The following is a 20,544-nucleotide window of genomic DNA, read 5'->3' on the forward strand; positions in this document are numbered from 1 at the left end:
CATTGTTATAACTCGCCAATACTTGCTATTTGAAGCCCTTCTGAAGGCAAGGAAGGGCGGTTTTGTGGCTTGCCCCGGGGCAGGCCACTCCCATGCACCTCGGTGATGTCCACTATCGGATGAAACAGAGCGTTGACACAATGATCGCCGCGCGCGATGGTCGATCCGCCGATGTGGGAGAGACCGGATATTTCCGGCGCCGAAGGAGCAACCGCCCCGGAAACTCTCAGGCAGAAGGACCATGCGGCAATGGAATTCTGGAAAGTGACGCTTAGTGCGTCCGCCGACGGGATAGCGATCTCAGGCAAGCAGACAGAAGGGGCGCTGATGTCCGGCGAATGCCGGCAGGAGAGGCGCCGGTGTCCGCACAGATTCATACGACGAATGTCGCGTTCAGCATCTTTGATCTGTTCACGATCGGGATCGGGCCGTCGAGTTCCCACACGGTGGGACCTATGCGCGCAGCCGCGCAATTCGCCCGGCTCGCGATGGGCAAAGGCCACCCTGCGCGCGTCTCTTGCGAGCTGTTCGGCTCGCTTGCGCTGACCGGCAAGGGGCATGCGACGGACAGGGCAATCCTGCTTGGATTGTCCGGCCGGCTTCCGGAAGAAATCGATCCAGATCGGGTCGAAGAGATCGTTGCGGCGATAAGGGAGTGCCATTCACTTCGGCTCGCTGACTGTTGCCCGGTCGCATTCAACGAAACAGCGGACCTCATTTTCCGGCGCGGAGAATTTCTGCCCGGACATGCGAATGCGATGCGGTTCACGGCCCGTTATGCCTTCGGTGAGGAATTGACCCGCACCTTTTTCTCGGTCGGCGGTGGCGCGATACGCTGTGAGGGCGAGGCGGAGGCACGGTCGAACGTCGCCCTTCCTTACCCGTTCGGCTCGGCGGAGGAACTGCTCGCAATCGCCCGGACCCACGGGCTTGCGATAGCCGACATCGTCCTCGCCAACGAGGAGGCGTGGCGCGCGCCGGTCGAGACGATTGCCTTCATCGATGCTGTGCGCGACGCCATGTTCGCCTGCATCGAGCGCGGGTGCCGCGGCGAGGGTGTATTGCCCGGTGGCCTCAACGTTCCGCGCCGCGCGCGGTCGCTGCACCATGCGCTGCTGGCCAAGGCCCCCTCGAACGACCCCACCAAGATCTTCGAATGGGTCAGTCTGTTCGCACTGAGCGTGAACGAGGAAAATGCCGCGGGCGGCCGCGTGGTAACTGCCCCGACCAATGGCGCGGCGGGCGTGCTGCCGGCGGTCCTCAAATATTATGAATCCTTCACCCCGGGCGCTTCGCGCGAGGGAAGCCGCGTCCTGCTCGCGACCGCCGCCGCCATCGGATTCCTCTACAAGATGCGCGCGTCGATCTCGGCTGCGGAAATGGGCTGTCAGGGCGAAGTGGGCGTCGCGTGCTCGATGGCGGCCGCAGGCCTCGTCGCCGCGCTCGGCGGCACCAATGAGCAGATTGAAAATGCCGCCGAAATCGGGATGGAGCATAATCTCGGACTGACCTGCGACCCGATCGGCGGGCTCGTTCAGATTCCCTGTATCGAACGCAACACAATGGGGGCGGTCAAGGCCATAAATGCCGCGTGCCTCGCGCTTCAGGGCGACGGCCGGCACGTCGTCCCGCTCGATGCAGTCATCGAGACGATGCGCCAGACCGGCGAGGATATGCGCTCGAAATATAAGGAAACGAGTCTTGGCGGTCTGGCCGTCAACGTCGTCGAATGCTGACGGGCTGGTAACATTCCCCGCCGGGTGCGGGCGCTGAGCGCCAAATGCGTGGCGAGGTGAAGAATATCATCGAAGCTTCAGCGTGTCAGGGCAATTCGACGGACACGGCCACCACCGGGGCCGCACGATCAAGGCCGCCCAATTCTTGGCAGCCGCTCCGAATCCATCGACGCGAACAATGGTCTGCGTCGATGGAAGGAGGGCCGGACCTCAGAATGACTGGTTGAGACGCATGAAGAAGGTGCGCCCGGTCAGATTATACTGATTCCCGGCGACCGATCCGATCCGATAGGTATAGGCATCGGGGCCGATCACCGGCGGCTTCCGGTCGAAGATGTTGCTGACCCCGGCGAGCAATGTCGTCTTGTCGAGAATCTGCCAGCGAACCGAGGTGTAGGCCGTCACATAGGCGGCGACCGACAGCTTTTCGCGGACCTCGGCGAAATCGTTCGAATTGCCGTAAATGTTTCGGCCGGCATAGGCGCCATAGAAGCGGAAATGATCCGTGCCGGGGATGAAGGCGCCCTGTTCCTCCCAATAGCGCGTGTCATCGACGCGGCCGACATAGTTGGCGCCGACGAACCAGGTCAGCTTTTTGTAGTCAAGATGCGCTTCGGCATAGCCGGTGAGCTTGGGAAAGCCCGACAGCCCGTTGCGTTCGAGTTCGGGGCTCAGCGCGTCGCGCGTGATCGAATTTTCGAGGGCGCGCGTGCCCCGGATCTCGAACCCGAGATTGGCATCGGCCCCGAGCGGGAAGCCGAACTGGAGCGCGAAGTCGATGCCGCGGGCGCGCTGCTGGGACAGGTTGATATAGCGGTCGTCGACCTGAGAAATGGCCTGCGTCACGGGATCGCGGGTGATCAGGCTGCAGAAGCTGTCACGTTGCGCGCCGGTCAGATTATAGCAGCTGTTGACGATGTTGGTGACGCCGAAGGTGTCGACTTCGTTCTTCACCTTGATGTCGTAATAATCGACCGCGAGCTGGAGGTTCGCGAAGCCCGGACGGATGACCACGCCGGCGTTGAAGTTGGTCGAGGTTTCCGCCTTCAGCCGGCCCTTGCCGCCGCCGCTGACGCCGAGGATGCCGTCGTTGATCGGCGAGAAATCGGGCGCGAAGCCCTCTGCCTGGCAGTTCTGGACGACGGCGTCGCTCGCGCCGTCGCCGTAGCGCTGGCAGGGGTCGAAATAGCCGAAGAAGGAGGTCTGGTCGGCCAGGTTGAGCTCATAGATCGTCGGGGCGCGGAACGAGGTGCCGTAGGAGGCCCGCAACGCGATGGCGGGCGAGATTTCCCAGGCGCCGGCGATGCGGTAGGTCGCGTTCGATCCATAGGATTTATAGTCGGTGTAGCGCCCCGACGCGGTCAGCCGCAGGCTGTGGAAGAAGGGTTTGTCGGCGACGATCGGAACGCCGATTTCGCCATAGACCTCGCGCACCGTGTCCGAACCCGCGGTGCGCCCCGCGGTCGAGAAGGCGAAATAATTGTGGTTGCGGGCGTTGTAGCCCGGCGTGTCGTCGAGGTCGTCCGTGCGGATGGCGAAGCCGAACACGCCCGCGACCTCGCCGGCCGGCAGCGTGAACAGCGGCCCCGACAGGCTGCCCTCGATGGCGAACTGGTCGTATTTGGTATGGCCTTCCTCATAGCCTTCGAGGAAGGTGCGTTCGGTGTCGGTCCAGTCCTGATCGACGAGGAAGCGTTTGGTCAGCCAGGGGATCGAGACGCATTCGGTCGGACCCGAAATGGTGATCAGGCTGGGGTCGCACGCGATGCCGGGCGCCGTCGCGGCGTTGAGCCGATCCTGATAATAGAAGGTCTGGCCATAGGTGCCGCGCGACAGGCCGAAGCGGGCGCTGATGTCGTAATTCCAGTTGCGCAGCACACCCCCGCCGAACTTGCCGCGCAGCCCGACGGTCGACTGGAAGAAATCGACCTTCTGCTCGGCGCGGAACGGCCGGACGATCTGCGGGCCGACGTCGCCCGACGAATTGCCGCCGCTCGCGATGATCAGCGCCTCCCCGACCGTGTTGTTCGGGTTGGTCGCCGACAGGAAGGGGTAGAGGAAATACCAGCCGTTCGATTGCGAATGGCGGTTCGAATAGAGCGCGCTGAAATAGAGCTCCGAATTGTCGCCGACGTTCACGCCCGCCGAAACATAAGCGTTGATGCGGCGATAGGGCGAGATGGAGTCGGCCTCGTCATAGGCGCGGCTGGTGTTGGGCGAATAGGGATAGGTGTCGGGAAAGCCGCCGCGGTTGGCGCGGACCCAGTCGAGCAGCGGCGCAAGGGCCGGATTGGTGGGATCCTGCAGCCCGAGCGCGGCGGGGGGATAGGGGCCGTTCGCCTGCGTCGGATCATAGACGAAGGCGCCGCCGTACCAATATTGATCGAAGAAGATACCGTTCGGATTGTGGTTGATGCAGCGGAAGTTGCCCGAAGTGTCGCGGGCGTCGACGCGCTCGCCGCTCGTCGGATCGTAGACGAAATCCTGCCGGCACGCGGTCTGGGGCCGATCCTTGAGATCGAGCTCGAACTGCTGGTCATATTCGAGCGCCGCGGTCACGTAGAAATTGTCGTAATTGCGGCCCCAGAAGGCGTTCGCCTGGACATAGCGCCCGCCGTGCTTTTCGGGGAGGCGGGCGAAGCCGCCGAGTTCGAGCCCGTCGCCGCCCTTGCGAGTGATGACGTTGATCACCCCGGCGATCGCATCAGAGCCATAGACCGAGGAGGCGCCGGTGGTCAGAACCTCGATCCGGTCGAGCGCGACCGAGGGGATGACGTTGAAATCGACCGGCGCGACCTGGCTTCCGGTTCCCGACGGGGCGATCCGCTGGCCGTTGAGCAGGGTCAGCGTCCGCGTCGCGCTCATGTTGCGCAGGCTGATCGTATTGACGTTGGCGCCGCCCAGCACAACCGATCCGCCGGCTCCGGTCGCCGAAAGCTGGTTGTTGATCTGCTGCGTGCCTGCCGCGGCGGTGGCATGCGCGACGATCTCCGCCGCGGTCGCATTGCCGAGCACGGCGCCCCGGTCCGCCTTGAGCACCTGCACCGGCGCGGTGGTCGAGAATTCCGACGGCAGGCGCGAGCCGGTGACGACGATGTCGCTTTCCGCCTCCTTGCTGCCGGTATCGGTCGCGCTATCGGCCGACCGGACCTCTGCGGCGTCGCCGTCGCGGGTGTCCGCATCGGCGGTTTGAGCCTGCGCCGCGGCCGAATGGGCGAGCGCCGCGATCAAAACCGCCGACGACACGCCATGAAAATTGAATCGCATGTTGATCCCTCCTCCCTGATCGGACCTTGCAGATTGGCTTCCGTTTGCGGACTGGCCCCCTAATGTCCGGTTTATGCAATGAGCTTGCTGATTTTCCCCGATACCGACACCTAGCATTCATCGGCCTTGCCGATCCCACCAAATTTCGGTGCCAAATTGGCTTGTGGAATGAAATATCGTCGTGATACGATATTATTATGGAAAATATGGAAACACTTGAGCTTGATCGGTTAGATTATCGAATCATGCATATCCTGGCGTCGGACGCGCGGTCGAGCGATGTCGCGATCGGCGAGGCGGTGGGGCTTTCGAGCAACGCCGCGGCGCGGCGGCGCCGGCTGCTCGAAGGCCATGGCGTGATCGAGCGATATACGGCGCAGTTCGATCTCGACCGGCTGGGTTTCGGCATCCTCGTCCTGGTGCAGATGGAGCTGGTGTCGCAGTCCGACGACGCGCTCGATCGCTTCGAGGCGGCGATCCAGAAATGCAGCGCGGTGTCGAAATGCTGGTTCGTCTCGGGCGACGTGGATTTCCTCGCGCTCGTGCATGTCCCGTCGCTGCACGACTTCGACGAAACCTATCGGCAGGAGCTGTCGAGCCTGCCGAATGTCGCGCGGATTCGCAGTTCCTTCGTCCTGCGCAGCGTGATCGACCGGCCCACGGCGCTGCGGGTGCTGGAGAGCGCCGGAAGGCCTTGACAAGCGGACGGACGCCGCGTCATCCTGAGCGAGTCGGATGGGAGAGAGCCTGCCTCGCGCAGGCCGCCGAAGGAGCAACCGCCCCGGAAACTCTCAGGCACGAAGGACCATCCGGCGCATGGAATCTGGAGAGAGGCGCGCAGGCGTCCGCCGACGGGATAACGATCTCAGGCACACGGACAGATGGGGCCCTGATACCTGCTCGGGAGGGGCTTTGTTCGTGAACTTCTTTTCAAAAGATCGTGCGCGCCAGCGCTTCATCGTCGCCGCACTGCTCAGCGGCGTCGCCACCGCAGCCTCCGCGCAGGCGCCCGACCCCGCCGATCCTTATCTCCGTTATCCCGATGTGTGCGGATCGCGGATTGTCTTCAGCTTTGCGGGCGATCTGTGGCTACAGGATGGAACGGCGGCGGAAGCGCGGCGGCTGACCAGCACCCCCGGCCCCGAATATTTCGCGAAATTCTCGCCCGATTGCAAAATGCTGGCGTTCACCGCGCGCATCGATGGCGACGACCAGGCCTATGTGATGCCCGCCAACGGGGGCGAGGCAAGGCGTCTGACCAGCGCACCCTCGCGCAAGGGGCTGTCGACGCGCTGGGGCAGCGATAATCAGGTGGTCGGCTGGACGCCCGATGGGAGCGCCATCCTCATCCGGTCGATGCGCGACGCGGCGATGCTGTCGCAGAGCAACCTCTATACCGTCAGCCTGGCGACGCGCACGATCGAGCCCGCCGGCACCGCGCGCGCCGGCGCCGGGGTCTTCTCGCCCGATGGAACGCAGATCCTCTATTCGCCCTGGTCGCGCGATTTCCGAACCTGGAAACATTATCGCGGCGGCTGGGCGCAGGACCTGTGGATCTATGATCGGTCGAGCGGCGCGGCGCGGCAGCTCACCCGGACCGATGCGACCGAACGCGACCCGATGTGGACACGGCAGGGCCTCTTCTTTCTCTCCGACCGGAACGGGGCGATGAACCTGTTCCGCGCCGATCCGGCAACCGGCGAGGCCGAGCAGCTCACGCGGCACGAGAGCGACGCGAAATGGGCGTCGGCCGATCGCGCAGGAGCCATCGTTTATGAGGTCGACGGCCGCATCTGGCGCTTCGATCCGGCGACCGGTGCCTCCGAGCAGCAGGTGATCCGGGTCTCGTCGGATGCGTTGCAGGCGCGTCCGCGCTTCGCGCGCTATGGCGAGGCGATCGACAGCTTCGTCCCGACGCCCGATGGCGATCGCGCGCTCTTCGTGGCGCGGGGCGACATATTCGATCTGGCCGCGGGCGACGCACCGGTCCGTGCCGTAACCGCGAGTTCCGACGCCCAGGAGCGCGAGGCCGCCATGTCGAGCGACGGCAAATGGATCGCCTATGTCTCCGACCGAGGCGGCGAGGAGGAACTGTGGATCGCGTCTGCCGACGGCGGTGCCGCGCGGCAACTCACCTCGGGTCACCATGATCGCTTCTCGCGGCCGCAATGGGCGCCTGACGGCAAGCGCATCGCCCTGTCGGGGAAGGACGGGGCAATCTATCTGGTCGATGTCGCGAGCGGAGCGATGCGCGAGGCCGGGCGCAGCGGCAGCGTCTTCGTCAACGATTATGCCTGGTCGCCCGACAGCCGCTATCTCGCCTACACGCGCTTCGGCCCAGCCGATATGGGACAAGTACAGATCCTCGACGTTGCGACCGGCAAGACCTTCGCGGCGAGCGATCCGCTCTATAACATGTCGCAGCCGGCCTTTTCGCCTGACGGCAATTATCTCTATGCGCTGACCGACCGCCAGTTCCGGGGCCGGTTCGAGGGGCGCGAGTGGAATTTCCAGGTGCCGCGCCAGCGCTCGATCGCCATCCTGCCGCTTCGCGCAGGGCTACCCGATCCCTTCCTGACCGCGAGCAAGGACGAAACCGTTCCGCCGCTCGCGACGATCGATTTCGACGGGCTGATCGACCGCCTCGCGCCGACGCCGATCGCGAGCGCGAACATCGACGCCTTCACCGTCGGCAAGGACGATATTGTCTATTCGGCGGCGATCGCGGACGACGATGCCTATCGGCTGAGCGCCTATTCGTTCGAGAAGAAGGAAACGCGCACCGTCGCGGATCGCGTCGATGCGGTGGCTTTCCTGCCCTGGAGCGCGTCTGCGGTGACGCGGCGCGAGAAGGATTATGCGCTGCTCGATACCGCCAGCGGCAAGGCGAGGAAGCTCGACATCGGCCGCCTCACCGGAACGATCGCGCCGCGCGAGGAATGGCGCGCGGTCTTCGACGAGGTCTGTCGACGCTACCGCGACTTCTTCTACGACGCGAAGATGCACGGCTTCGACTGGGCGGCGCTGTGCGCGCGCTATCGCGCCGATCTGCCGCGCATCGGCAGCCGGGGCGACCTGACCGAGGTCATTGGGCGCATGGTGTCGGAACTGAACGTCGGCCATGCCTATATCGATGGGCGCGACGAATGGCAGCCCGCGACGCCGGGGTCGGCGGCGCTCGGCGCGGTCTGGGTCTTCGACGCCGCGAAAGCGCGCTGGCGCATCAGCCATATCTATGCGGGCGACCCCGTCGATCCGCTCTATCGCTCGCCGCTCGGCGCGCTCGGCAAGGAAGTGCGGGTCGGCGACTGGCTGCTCGCGATCGACGGTCGTGCGCTCGATGCCCGCACCGACCCGTTCGAGGCGCTGATCGGCAAGGCGGACAAGGAGGTCGCGCTGACGATCGGCCGCGACGGCGTGAAAGGCGAGCGGACGCTGGTCGTCAAGCCGATCGCCAGCCAGGAGGGGCTGGCCTATCGTGAATGGAGCGAAAATAACCGCCGCCTCGTCGATCGGGTGTCGGGCGGACGGATCGGCTATGTCCATATCCCAGCCATGTCGCCGCAGGGGCTGGCGGAGTTCGCGCGCGGTTATTTCGGACAAATCCGCAAGGACGGGCTGATCGTCGATATTCGCGGCAATCTGGGCGGCAGCGGATCGCCTCTGGTCATCGACCGGCTGCTGCGCCCCTTCCTGACGACCGGGCATGTCAAGGGAATGGACTATCCGACGACCTATCCCTGGGGCGGATTCACGCAGGTGTTCACCGGAAAACTCGCGCTGCTCGTCAACGAAGCAACGATGTCCGACGGCGATACCATGGCTTATGAATGGCGGCAGGCGAAGCTGGGTCCGATCTATGGAAAGCGGACCTGGGGCGGGGTGATCGGCACCGGATCGACCGGGCCGCTGCTCGACGGGACCGAGACCAATGTGCCGCAATATGCGCTCGCCGCAACTGACGGATCGTGGATCGTCGAGGGCGAAGGGGTGAAGCCCGATGTCGAAATCGGTTTCGACGCGGATGCGAAGCTGGGTGGCGACGATCCGCAACTTGCGGAAGCGGCGCGTCTGCTCGCCACGCAGATATCCGGGCACCCAGGGACGCTTCCCAACGCTTCGCCAGGGCCTGACAAGCGCGATGTGCAATCCGTTACGGGTACGAGGGGTTGACTGGAATTCCATTCGCTAGCCGGTTTCGAGTGGCTGAAACCATAGGGCGGCGGTTGTTGGGCACCCCGCCGCTGCGGGCGAAGTGCTGACGGTGAGGCGTCACAGCCAAGCAAACTCGTTGGAGTTCGACGCAAGGCTGAATCCCCCACGCTCCCAGCCCCAGTTTTTCCGGGGCCGGGAGCCGGGGGTTCAATTCTAGAAGCCGAAGGCCACGCCAACCCGGCCGCCAGTCGTACCCTTGACGGTCGATCCGGCAAAGCCGCCGCTGACGTACACGCGCGGTGTCAGGCGAACCACCGCGGCGCCGGAGAAGCCCTGCTCGCCCTGATAGGTCGCAAGGTTGAACGAGACCGAGACATTGCTGTCGGGGACGATCATCGTGCCCCCCATCGCCATCGCGGTAACGATGCCGCCGGTCGCTTCGCGAAAGCGCCGGTCGTTGCCGAGGCTGAGCGCATCGATGCGACTGTTGAGCGCGGCAACATTGGTATCGAGCGCGCCGATCGCCGAGCCGACGTCGTGATAGGCGGTGCCGCCGACCGAATAGCTCGGCGCGCTGACCGCCCCCGTCGCCGTATCATAACTCGCGCCGCCGCCGAGCGCCGCCGCCAGGCTGACCCCCGCGGTGTCGCCGCGCAGGACCGCCGTTGTCGCCGCTGCCTGTGCGCCGTTTGCCGTGGTCTGGGCGGTGGCGGCATTGGCGAGCGCGGTGTTCGCGGTGCCTTGCGCCGCCGCCGCTTCGGTGCGGGCGGTGTTCGCCGTTCCCTGTGCGGCGGTCGCGCCTGCGAGCGCCGTGTTTGCCGTCGTCTGCGCGGCCGCGGCGTTGGTCAGCGCCGTCGTCGCGGTCGTCTGGGCCGCGGCGGCTTCCGTGCGCGCCGTATCGGCGGTCGTTTGCGCGGTCGCGGCATTGGCCAGCGCCGTATCGGCCGTTCCTTGTGCCGCCGCGGCGTTGGCGAGCGCGGTGGTTGCGGTGGTCTGCGCGGCCGCCGCCGCATTGCCCTGTGCGGCGAGCGCGGCATTGAGCTGCGCGACGTTCACCGCGTCGGTATCGGTGGTGCCGGCGGCGACATTGGTGATCGCCCGCTCATTGCCCGCCGACCCCACCGACACGGTGTTGGCGCGCGTTGCGGTCGAATTGGCGCCGATGGCGACCGCGCCCTCGGCAAAGGCCGTCGCACTGTCGCCCAGCGCCACCGAACGGTCGCTGCTGGCAAAGGCGCCCGCGCCGATGGCCACGGCGTCCTCCCCGGCGCCGCCGCGGTTGCCCAGCATGATGCTGTCGGCCCCGTTCGCCAGCGCCTGGCCGCCGATGGCGATGCTGTTGGCACCGATCGCGCGCGTCGTCAGCGTGTCGCCGCCGCCGATGGCGATGCTGTTGTCGCCGATCGCCTGCGCCTGTTGCCCCAGCGCCACGGCCGATTGTCCCGTCGCCTGCGTCAGTTCGCCCAGCGCGACGGTTCCGCGGCCCTGTGCATTGGCCTGGTCGCCCAGCGCCAATGCGCTGGCGCCGTTCGCGACCGAAGCATTGCCCAGCGCCACCGCACCGGTGCCGGTGGCCGTGTTGTCGGCGCCGACGGCGACCGCGCCGGTGCCGGTCGCGACATTGGGATCGCCGATCGCGACCGCGCCGTTGCCCGAGGCGATATTCTGCGACCCGATCGACACCGCCTTGCCGTCCTGCGCGGTGGCGCCCATGCCGATGGCGACGGCTTCGTCGCTGTCGGCGGAGGCGTCCGTCCCGACGGCAATGGCGTTTTCTCCGATCGCGTAGCCGCCGCCCACGCCGCTGTCCTCAAGGCGAGACAGGCGGCCGTCGGTATAAAAAGCGTCAATTTCCAGGTCGAGGACGCGATCTTCGACGCCGTCGATCAGGTCGGTGGTGTCTGCGATGTCCTGCTTGACGGCATAAAGCTGGCTTCCGGTGACAGCATCCGAGCTGCCGTCGAATATCTCACCATCGGCGGCATTGATGATCCGCCGCTTGATGGTGTCGCTGCCGACGCTGACGACATATTCCCCCGCCGTCGTGGACCCGGTGCCGAGCGCGACCGAATTGCTGCCGGCCGAGCTGCCGTTGCCGATCGCCACACCGCCGCCCAGCGAATAGACATCGTTGCCGATCGAGATGCCGCCGGTGCCGCGCGCGAGATTGCCGATGAAGATGCCTCCGCCATTGCCGGTGGCCTCGTGGCCGATCGCGATCGTGTTTTCGTCCGACGCAAATGCCTTGTAACCAACCGCGGTTGCGGTGGCCCCGGTCGCGTGCGCGAAAGCCCCGACCGTCGTCGCGCCTGCCGCATCGGCGCTGGACCCCGCGCCGACCGACACCGTCTCCTCGGCGGTGGCTTGTGCCTGACGGCCGCAGGCGACGCTGGAGGCGTTTGATACCGAACCGTCGGACTGGACCGCCTCGTTGATGTCGTTCACGCGCTTTGCACAGGTGACGTCGCCTTCCGCTGCCCGTGCCGCGTTCGGCATGGCGAGCAGCGCGATGGTGAGCGCCGGCGTGGCGGTGGCGATCAGCCAAGCATATTTACGCATCTTGTCTTCCCCTCGATCGAGCGAAGGCCGTCGGCCTCCACGGTGGATATCTCGACCCGGCGGGCGCCTGTTCCGGCGCCTCTCTCCCGCGCGCGGCCGCTAAGTCATTGCCGCGCTTGCCTTGCGTCCGCCGACCTGCGAAGAGCGGCGGACGCCTGACAGAGAGCGAGACGGAAAATTTCCGAGGAAGCGGACACGCCAGCCGAAAAAAATGAGGCCAAAAAAAATGGGGCGGGCAGCTCGGACGAGCTGATCGCGGGCCTGTATGGGGAATTACGGGCGATCGCGCGGCGCGAACATTATCGTGCCGGCCTGCCGCAGACGCTCCAGACGACGGCGCTGATCAACGAAGCCTATGTGAAGCTGCGCAAGGCCGCCGGCTGGGAGAGCCGCTCGCATTTCCTCGCCTGCGCGGCGACCGCGATGCGGCATATCCTGATCGACGCCGCGCGGGCGCGGCTAGCGTCGAAGCGCGATGCGCCGACCTACAGCTTTACCCAGAGCCTCGACTCGCTCGCCGCCGCAGTGCCCGAGGATGAGCAGGTCGTCCGGCTGGGCGAGGCGCTCGAGGGGCTGAAGCGGCTCGACGCCAACCTCGCGCAGGTCGTCGACTGCCGCTTCTTCGCGGGGATGGACGAGAAGGAGACGGCGCTCGTCCTCGGCGTTTCCGACCGCACGATCCGTCGCTGGTGGGTGCAGGCGCGCGCCTGGATTCACCACGAGATGGCGGCGGCCTGATCCCCGGCGGCCTCATTCCCGCGGGGATGACGGCCTTATTCCGGCCCCAGCCGCGCCCGCAGCGCCGGGAAGGATTTGAGGTAGGACGCGCCCGCCGGCCCTTCGGCCTTGAACAGCGCTTCCGCCCGGTCGGTTTCCCGCCGCGCTTCGCCGAGCTTGCCCGATTTGAGCAGCGTGACCGCCTTCGCGCGCGCGAAGATGGCTTGCGGCAGGCCGGGCTTGGGCAGCGCCGCGATCAGCGGTTCGGTCTCGGCGATCGTGCGCCGTGCGTCCGCTAGGTCGCCCGATTCGGCCTCTGCCTCGATCAGGCCCGCGGCGATGATCAGCGTCGGCGTCGCCTGGGGACTGAGATATTGTGCCGCCATCGGGCGCGCCTCGGCGAGGATCGCTTTCGCTTCGGCATATTTGCCGAGCGCCAGCTTGGCGCGGCCGAGCTGGAGGAGGTCGACCGCAAGTCCCGCCGAACGGCCGAAGGTCGCGCGCCGCTGCGCCGCGACGCGCGTGACGATCTGCTCGGCGACCTCGGGCCGGTCGAGCTTGAGGAGGCGCACGGCTTTCAGTTGCGCGATCGCAAGCCCCTGCATGCTCGCCTGCTGACCGGTTCGGCGAAGCACGGCGTCGGCGCGATCGAAGATCGCGGGCATGGCGTCGAGCTGGTTCGCCTCGACCATGTAGACGAGAAGATTATTATAGGTCGTGAGCAGGTCGCGGTGGTTCTCCGCATAGACGATATCGGCGTCGGGCAGGGTGCGGATCAACAGCGAAATGGCATCTTCGAGCCGATCCGTTCGCCGCCAGAGCTGCGCGCGGGCAAGCGCGATTTCGACCAGTTCGCGTTGGAAATGGTCGGGATCGGCCCGGAAAACCGGTTCGGCGGCATCGACGTTGGGGGCGATTTCGTCGACCCGGTCCAGCGCCGCGGCTGAAACCGCGGCCCGCATCCTGAGCTGTGCGGTCGCGACCGGGTCGCCGCGCCCGATCCCGCGCGCGAGCGCCTTTTGAATCAGCGCGTCGGCGCCCGCCGTGTCCTCGATATTCGCATAAAGGTCGAACAGGGTGACGATCAGGTCGGCCGATTTGGAACTGGTATCGAGCGACGCGGCAAGCCGGGCCGAGGTCTGGTCGAGCATCTGCTTGACGTTGATATTTTCTCCGCCCGCATCCTCGGCGGTATCGCGCATCATCACCGTCAGCATCCGGTTGATCGCTTCCGACCGCCGCGCCTCGGCGACCGCGAGGTCGCGCTCGATCGCGGTCTGGCGCGCCTGCCACGCGATCCCGCCCGCGCCGACGAGCAGCGCCGCGAGCACCGCCGCGGTCGCCGCGACCCCCCAGCGATAGCGGCGCAGGAAGCGGCCGAGCATGTAGCGCGTCGACCCGTCGCGCGCATGGACGGGGAGATATTGCTGATGGCGCGCGATGTCTTCGGCGAGTGCGCTGACGCTGCGGTAGCGCTGCGCGGGATCGCGCCGCATCGCCTTCAGGATGATCGCGTCAAGGTCGCCTGCGATGCGGCGCGCGGGCACCGGCCCTGAACCCGCCGCGGCGGCGCGGCTCGGCAGCGCGGCATCCTCATAGAGGACGCGGCGAATCATCACCGGCACCGATGCCTTGCCGCTGCGCCACGGGCTCTGGCCGCTGACCAGTTCGTAAAGCAGCACGCCGAGCGCATAGACATCGGTCGCGACCGTCGCTTCCTCGCCGTCGAGCTGCTCGGGCGCCGCATAGTCGGGAGTCAGCATCGCCTGCGTCGTCGCGGGCAGCGCCGCACTCTCGTCGAGCAGGGTGCCGATGCCGAAATCGAGCAGGCGCGGCTTGCCGCCCGTGTCGATCAATATGTTCGACGGCTTGATGTCGCGGTGGACGACGAGGTTGCCGTGGGCATAGGCGACCGCGTCGCAGACGGTACGGAACAGGTCGAGCCGCGCGTCGAGATCGGCGCCGTGTGCGGTGCACCAGGCGTCGATCGGCTGTCCGTCGACATAGTCCATCGCGATATAGGGGCGCCCATCGGGCGCTACCCCGGCGTCGATCAGCCGCGCGATCCCCGGATGGTCGAGCCGCGCGAGCAGTCGCCGCTCGCGTGCGAAGCTTTCCGCGCGTTCGGCCGCGTCGATGCGAAGCAGCTTCAACGCGATGCGCTGGTCGAAGTCGGTGCCCGCGCGGTGCGCCAGATAGACTTCGCCGAGTCCGCCGCGCCCGATCGGCCGTTCTATCGTGAAGCCGCCGATGGTCTGGCCTTCGGTCAGCGAACTATGGCTGGGGGCTGCTTCTTCGGTCCCCAGCACCGGCGGGGCCATGTCCAATATTCCATCGCTCCGCGATGCTGTCAGTAGGTTGCGGACCGCGTCGATAACCGACGCCGGTTGCGCGACGCTGGCCAATCGCTGGCGCTGGGTTTCGGGCGGAAGGTCGACCAGCCGCTCGAAAAGGTCCTGAACCGTCCGCCATTCGTCCTGGTCCAGCCGCTTCATCGCCCATTCCCCCCCCACCGTCGGCCCGTCTTCAGATGATCCCATGCGCCGCCGCCGTGCAACCCTCTAATTTCAGGCGGATAGGGTTTTGAAAAATATTCGGGCCGGATGTCCGGCTTTGATCCGTTTTCCCGTCTTGCCTTTCGACGTCCATTTCGGCGGCGAGAAGGAGACAGGCAATGCGAAACCGGACCTGGATGGCGGGGGCCTTGATCCCGCCGCTGCTGTTCATCACCGCTCCGGCATCGGCGCAGCTCGATGCCGAACCGGGAGTCGCCCGTGGCAATGTGCAAAAGGTTTCGCCGGTTGCGCAGCGTATCGGGGCGATCGACAATCGCGATGCGGAAGACGCTGCCGGCCTCGATCGCGGACCGGCGATCAGCAATCGCCTCGGCGGCAACAGCGGTTCGAATTCGGGTGGCCGTCGATCGGCGAACAGCGATCGCGGGAGTACGGCCGTTGGCTCCGCCAACCGGGGCAGAAACAGCGCCGGCGGCGGAGGAGGGTATAATTCGGGCCGGGAACTGGGCGGCAACGGCGGAGGTTTCAATTCGAGCGACGGTCATGGCCTTAATTCGAGCGGTGGCCTCAACAGCGACGGCGCGGGTGCCGGCGGTTTCAATTCGGGGCGCGATGCCGGGCTCAATTCGTCCGCAGCCGATGGGGACGTTGGTGGCCTCAACTCGGGCACTGGCGGCCTGAACAGCGACCGTGGCGGCAGGAATTCCGACGGCGGCAGCGATCTCAATTCCTCCAGCGACACGTTCAACGGCGAGGGCGGTGGTCGGAATTCGGACGGAGGGCTGAACTCGGGCTCGGGCGGGTTGAACAGCGGTCGCGGCGGCAGAAATTCCGGCACGGGCGGTTTCAATTCGAGCGGGAACGGACGAAATTCGGATGGCGAAGGTTACAACTCGGCCACGGGCGGGTTGAATTCGAGTGGGAGCGCGGGGTCGGATACGACTGGCGGCGGGCTGAACAGTCGCCAGAGCGGGCGAAATTCGGACACCGAGCGGCGGGGACGCGGCAACGACAACGGCGGATGGAACAGCGGCGGCTCCGGAGATGGCGCAAACCGGAACGAGGGGGGGCGCAATTCGGAGGACCGGGGCAACGCGAACGACCAGGGCGGCTCTAACGACAATGATCGCGGGACCGGCGATGGCGGCGGCAATGACAACGGCGAAGGCGACCGTGGCGGCGCCAACAGCAATTCGAACGGCAGCCCCGACCGACCCGAGGAAGATTATGGCAGTTCGGGCAACGCCGTCAACGGCGCCCTGACCCGCCGCCGCGTGCAGGATATCGCCGGGCGCGGTCTCGGGCGCGACGTAACTGGCGAAAAACGCGATGCCGAGCGTCAAGACAACAGCGATGCCGGGACCGTGCTGGGCGGTTTGCGCAATGTCCTGACCGGCGATCAGGCGATCAGCGCACCGGGCACGGCCGGGGCATCGCCCATCCTTCGCCGGATCGTCAAGGAAGCGCAGGAAAGGAAGAAAAGCCAATGACCATGATGTCGAAAGTCGCGCTGGGTCTGGCGCTGATGGTGTCCGCTGTCGCGATCGGGGCAACGCCCGGCGACGCGCAAAATGCCCAGAAAGATATCTTTTCCTACGCCGCCGGCGCGCGGCTGACAACGGTTCCGCCCGACTCCGACATGTCGCAAATGGCATGGAGTCCGCTCAATCTGATCGACGATACACCGGCGACCGATTGGCTGGGCGAAGGCGGCGAGGCTGTGTTCGTGCTCGAACTGGCCGAAACGACGCGGCTCGGCCGGATCGCTTTCGATACCGCGGGCCTCAACCGCGATCGCAAGGCGCCCAAGAACTTCACGATCGAAGTGTCCGAAACCTCATCGAATGCCGGGTTCCGGCCGGTGTTGAGCGGCACCCTGCAGATGGCGCGCAACAACCAGAGCTTCGTCTTCAAACCCGAAGAGCGGCCGGTCGCGCGCTGGGTACGCCTGATCATCCACGATAATTATGGCGATGAATATCAGGGGTTCACGGGGTTTCGCGGTTACGGCGAACAACTGACCCGCGACGCCACGCTTACGAACCTCACCGGCAATTACGACGGCGCCAGCGGTTGGGGATGGATTCATCTGGTCCAGTCCGGCGATCGCGTCAGCGGCTGTTACCAATATCAGAACGGCAGTTTCGATGGCGTCATCGACGGGCGCGTGATGCGTCTGACGATGCGCGACGAAGGCGCCGAACCGCAGACGGGGCTGTTCCAGTTCTCGCCCGACGGACGAAAGCTGGTCGGGATTGTCCGGACGGCGGGTCCGGCGAACCGCGACGGCTTTTACGCATATTACAGCGCTGAAAAGACCGGCAATCGTGCCGGCGGGTGCTGAAGGAGGGTCTATGAACAAGAAAATGATGCTTGCGTTGGCTCCGGTGCTCGCGCTCGCCGCATGCGGCGGCTCCCAACCGGACAGCAAGGATGCCAAGAGCGCCGCCGCCCAGGCGTCCGGCTGGGATGCGACGGACGCCTGTAAATTGCTCGACAAGGCAGCGGTTGGCGCGGCGCTCGGCGATACGGTTACCGAAACGAGCCTGGCTTTTGTCCATCAGCCGACCGCGGTCGAAGCCGCGACGTCGGAATGCACCTATCGGTTGAAGGGCGGTGGCACGGCGACGCTCATGGCCCGTCGCTCGCCGATTGCGGACAACACGCCCGAGGCGATCGCGCAGACGCGCAAGGCCACGGAGGCGACGATGCGGGCGTTCAGCGACAAGGCGATCGAGGATGTCCCGAACCTTGGCAAGGCGGCTTTTTTCGTGCCGGGCATAAACCAGATGAACGTCTTCCTCGACGACCAGAGATTTGTGGTCCTTACCGTGGGCTCGGCTTCAAAGGGGCGCGCGAGGGATGTGGCTGCCGACTTGGTGAAGAATATTTCCGATTAGGGGCTGTGGGGATTCAGAGTCTATCGCCGCGATTTTTGTATAAGACCGTGTTCCGCCGCCCTTCGACGCCGCCGCAGGCGGCGTCGAAGGGCGGGGGAAGCCTACCATCCCAACACGCGCTTCTCGTCGGATCTCGATTTCAGCGTTACGTCCGCGATCGACCCGAAACGTTTTCAAGCGGAGACCAACGAAGCGTGCAGTGCGGCGCAGGATGCCTGCGGTGTTGTGTTCGAGACGGAGAAGAACAGTTTCGTTGCTGACCGGATGATCGATGCCCAACGGCAATCCTTTAAGGGCAAGATCTATTTTCGTGATTTCTACGGCACGAAGGGCGATCTCACCATCAGCGTCAAACTCGATGTCACAGAGTTCGACAGGCTTTTTCTGCCGACGGTCGTACGCCCCCTGCTTCACCCCTATTCCGATGCAAGCGTTTGCCAGATCGGAATCGCCTGCGTCTCGCTCGAAGAATTGCTGGCGAACAAGCTGAAGTGTCTCCTGCAACGACGGCACTCCTTCGATCTGTACGACTTGGTCTATGCGACGTTTCTGGAGCGGTCGATCGCTCGCTCGTGCTCAGCACGTTCCTGCGCAAGACGATATTCGAACGAAGCCCCGGCTCAGCGAAGCGGATTCTGCTGGGACTGCCGATGGCGTCCTTTGGCAGCGTCTGGAACAATTTTATCAGATGCTTAGTTTCAATAAAAATACCGTCAGAGGAGCCCGCGCTGCCTTATCCGCTACTTTGACGGAAAATCGGGCCCAAAATACCGTCAAAAACACCGTCAAACTGTATTGCAAGGAATCGGAGTATCTTTGTGAGCAAAGTAAAATCAATGAGTTACGGCTCATTTATGATATGCGATACATGATATGCGGTTTGTCATTTAATGAATTGTAAAATAACGACAAATATCTAAAGCGCGCCTGCTTTCTCATTCCCACTCGATCGTCCCCGGCGGCTTCGACGTATAGTCGTAGACCACACGGTTGATTCCCTGAACCTCGTTGATGATACGCGTCGCGCAGCGGCTGAGGAAGCTGGCGTCGAAGGGGTAGATGTCGGCGGTCATGCCGTCGGTTGAGGTCACGGCGCGGAGCGCGCAAACATGGTCGTAGGTGCGCCCGTCGCCCATCACGCCGACGGTCTTGACCGGCAGCAGGACGGCGAAGGCCTGCCAGATCGCGTCGTAGAGGCCGGCATTGCGGATCTCTTCCAGATAGACGGCGTCGGCCTTGCGCAGGATATCGCAGCGCTCCTTCGACACTTCGCCGGGGATGCGGATTGCGAGGCCGGGGCCGGGGAAGGGGTGGCGGCCGACGAAGATGTCGGGAAGGCCGAGCTCCTTGCCGAGCAGGCGCACTTCGTCCTTGAACAGTTCGCGCAGCGGCTCGACCAGCTTCATGTTCATCCGCTCGGGAAGGCCGCCGACATTGTGGTGGCTCTTGATCGTCACGCTCGGCCCGCCGGTGAAGGAGACGCTTTCGATCACGTCGGGATAGAGCGTGCCTTGCGCGAGGAAATCGGCGCCGCCGATCTTCTTCGCTTCCTCCTCGAAGACGTTGATGAATTCGGCGCCGATGAACTTGCGCTTCTTCTCGGGATCGGTGACGCCCTTAAGGCCCGCCATGAAGCGTTCCTCGGCATCCACAACGACCAGCGGGATGTTGTAATGGTCGCGGAACAGGCGCTCGACCTGCTCGCGTTCGTTCATGCGCAGCAGGCCATGATCGACGAAGACGCAGGTGAGCTGCTCGCCGATCGCTTCGTGGATCAGTACCGCGGCGACCGCGCTGTCGACGCCGCCCGACAGGCCGCAGAGCACGCGCTGGTCGCCGACCTGGGCGCGGATTTCGGCGATCTTGGTGGCGCGGAATTCGGCCATCGTCCAGTCGCCCGAACAGCCGCAGACGTGGCGGACGAAATTGGCGATCAGCCGGGCGCCGTCGGGGGTGTGGACGACCTCGGGGTGGAACTGGGTGCCATAATAGCGACGTTCGTCGTCGGCGATCAGCGCGAAGGGAGCGCCGTCGCTGATCGCGACGATGCGGAAGCCGGGCGCGAATTCGGTGACGCGGTCGCCGTGGCTCATCCACACCTGATGGCGCTCGCCGACCTCCCACAGGCCGTCGAACAACACGCAGGGTTCGGTGACGGTCAGGAAGGCGCGGCCGAACTCGCCGTCGCGCTCGCCGTCGGCGCCGCCGGGCTCGACCTGCCCGCCGAGCTGCTGGCTCATCACCTGCTGCCCGTAACAGATGCCGAGGATGGGAAGGCCGCTGTCGAAGATCGACTGCGGCGCGCGGGGGCTGCCGGTCGCGGGGACCGAGGCGGGCGAGCCCGACAGGATCACGCCCTTCGGCCGCATCCGTTCGAGCGCGGCTTCGGCAGCGCTGAACGGGACGATCTCGCTGTAGACCCCCGCCTCGCGGACGCGGCGGGCGATGAGCTGGGTCACCTGGCTGCCGAAATCGACGATCAGGATGGATTCGGGCGAAACGGAAGAGTCTGGAGTCGGCATGGCTGGCCGATAAGGAAGGCGGGCCATGCTGTCCAGCGGTCGATATCCGCCGTTGGTGGAACGGCGATGGTCCCGACACAATGTTGCGACAATTGCGACATAGCTGAACCGCGAACAAAGAATGGCGTCAGCGAGCGTTAAGTCCCGCCGTGCAAAGTAAAAACCAAGATAA

At 65.2% G+C, this 20,544-nt stretch carries 12 protein-coding genes, 1 pseudogene and 3 riboswitches; of the genes and pseudogenes, 9 read left to right on the forward strand and 4 right to left on the reverse strand.

All coding sequences use genetic code 11. The features are described 5' to 3' along the window. The first annotated feature begins 164 nt into the window (after nucleotides 1–164). Nucleotides 165–252: riboswitch (glycine riboswitch) on the forward strand. Nucleotides 253–255: 3 nt separating this feature from the next. Continuing rightward, nucleotides 256–318, forward strand: a riboswitch (glycine riboswitch). 20 nt (nucleotides 319–338) lie between these two features. Beyond that, complete coding sequence (locus tag ACVENA_RS04875) at nucleotides 339–1,736, forward strand: L-serine ammonia-lyase (protein WP_449327876.1); 1,398 nt, start codon at nucleotides 339–341, stop codon at nucleotides 1,734–1,736. A 210-nt stretch (nucleotides 1,737–1,946) separates the two neighbouring features. Here ACVENA_RS04875 and ACVENA_RS04880 read toward each other — a convergent pair whose 3' ends face one another. Next, entirely contained in the window at nucleotides 1,947–5,003 is a 3,057-nt protein-coding gene (locus ACVENA_RS04880; RefSeq protein ID WP_449327877.1) for a TonB-dependent receptor domain-containing protein, read from the reverse strand. Nucleotides 5,004–5,209: 206 nt separating this feature from the next. On the opposite strand from ACVENA_RS04880, the gene ACVENA_RS04885 reads away from it, so the two are divergent. Together ACVENA_RS04885 and ACVENA_RS04890 are read left to right on the forward strand one after the other, a co-directional pair. Beyond that, complete coding sequence (locus ACVENA_RS04885) at nucleotides 5,210–5,701, forward strand: Lrp/AsnC family transcriptional regulator (RefSeq protein WP_257548633.1); 492 nt, start codon at nucleotides 5,210–5,212, stop codon at nucleotides 5,699–5,701. Between the two features lie 28 nt (nucleotides 5,702–5,729). Next, nucleotides 5,730–5,821: riboswitch (glycine riboswitch) on the forward strand. Between the two features lie 100 nt (nucleotides 5,822–5,921). Then, nucleotides 5,922–9,176, forward strand: coding sequence for a S41 family peptidase (locus tag ACVENA_RS04890; RefSeq protein ID WP_449327878.1), 3,255 nt, complete (start codon nucleotides 5,922–5,924; stop codon nucleotides 9,174–9,176). A gap of 195 nt (nucleotides 9,177–9,371) precedes the next feature. On the opposite strand, the gene ACVENA_RS04895 is transcribed toward ACVENA_RS04890, so the two are convergent. Beyond that, nucleotides 9,372–11,717 (reverse strand): hypothetical protein, encoded by a 2,346-nt coding sequence (locus tag ACVENA_RS04895; protein WP_449327879.1) that lies wholly within the window; start codon nucleotides 11,715–11,717, stop codon nucleotides 9,372–9,374. 261 nt (nucleotides 11,718–11,978) lie between these two features. Here ACVENA_RS04895 and ACVENA_RS04900 point away from each other — a divergent pair, with 261 nt between their 5' ends. Next, complete coding sequence (locus tag ACVENA_RS04900) at nucleotides 11,979–12,455, forward strand: ECF-type sigma factor (protein WP_449328890.1); 477 nt, start codon at nucleotides 11,979–11,981, stop codon at nucleotides 12,453–12,455. Nucleotides 12,456–12,490: 35 nt separating this feature from the next. Here ACVENA_RS04900 and ACVENA_RS04905 read toward each other — a convergent pair whose 3' ends face one another. Continuing rightward, nucleotides 12,491–14,929, reverse strand: a complete 2,439-nt coding sequence (locus tag ACVENA_RS04905; RefSeq protein WP_449327880.1) for a protein kinase domain-containing protein — start codon at nucleotides 14,927–14,929, stop codon at nucleotides 12,491–12,493. A 179-nt stretch (nucleotides 14,930–15,108) separates the two neighbouring features. Here ACVENA_RS04905 and ACVENA_RS04910 point away from each other — a divergent pair, with 179 nt between their 5' ends. From ACVENA_RS04910 to ACVENA_RS04930, 5 genes and pseudogenes are all read left to right on the forward strand, one after another. Further along, nucleotides 15,109–16,440: a hypothetical protein gene (locus ACVENA_RS04910; protein WP_449327881.1), complete on the forward strand. Its 1,332-nt coding sequence runs from the start codon at nucleotides 15,109–15,111 to the stop codon at nucleotides 16,438–16,440. Next, a complete protein-coding gene (locus ACVENA_RS04915) occupies nucleotides 16,437–17,294 on the forward strand; it encodes a hypothetical protein (RefSeq protein WP_449327882.1) in 858 nt (285 codons plus the stop codon). Before ACVENA_RS04910 ends, ACVENA_RS04915 begins: the two co-directional genes overlap by 4 nt. 43 nt (nucleotides 17,295–17,337) lie before the next feature. After that, entirely contained in the window at nucleotides 17,338–17,850 is a 513-nt protein-coding gene (locus ACVENA_RS04920) for a hypothetical protein (protein ID WP_257548647.1), read from the forward strand. Between the two features lie 156 nt (nucleotides 17,851–18,006). Next, nucleotides 18,007–18,330 (forward strand): annotated as a pseudogene (locus tag ACVENA_RS04925) (hypothetical protein); the annotation flags it as partial. Nucleotides 18,331–18,388: 58 nt separating this feature from the next. Beyond that, nucleotides 18,389–18,751, forward strand: coding sequence for a hypothetical protein (locus ACVENA_RS04930; protein WP_449327883.1), 363 nt, complete (start codon nucleotides 18,389–18,391; stop codon nucleotides 18,749–18,751). Between the two features lie 34 nt (nucleotides 18,752–18,785). On the opposite strand, the gene guaA is transcribed toward ACVENA_RS04930, so the two are convergent. Further along, complete coding sequence (gene guaA, locus ACVENA_RS04935) at nucleotides 18,786–20,372, reverse strand: glutamine-hydrolyzing GMP synthase (RefSeq protein WP_449327884.1); 1,587 nt, start codon at nucleotides 20,370–20,372, stop codon at nucleotides 18,786–18,788. Nucleotides 20,373–20,544: the final 172 nt, after the last annotated feature.

It is taken from the genome of Sphingopyxis sp. 550A, assembly GCF_053569535.1.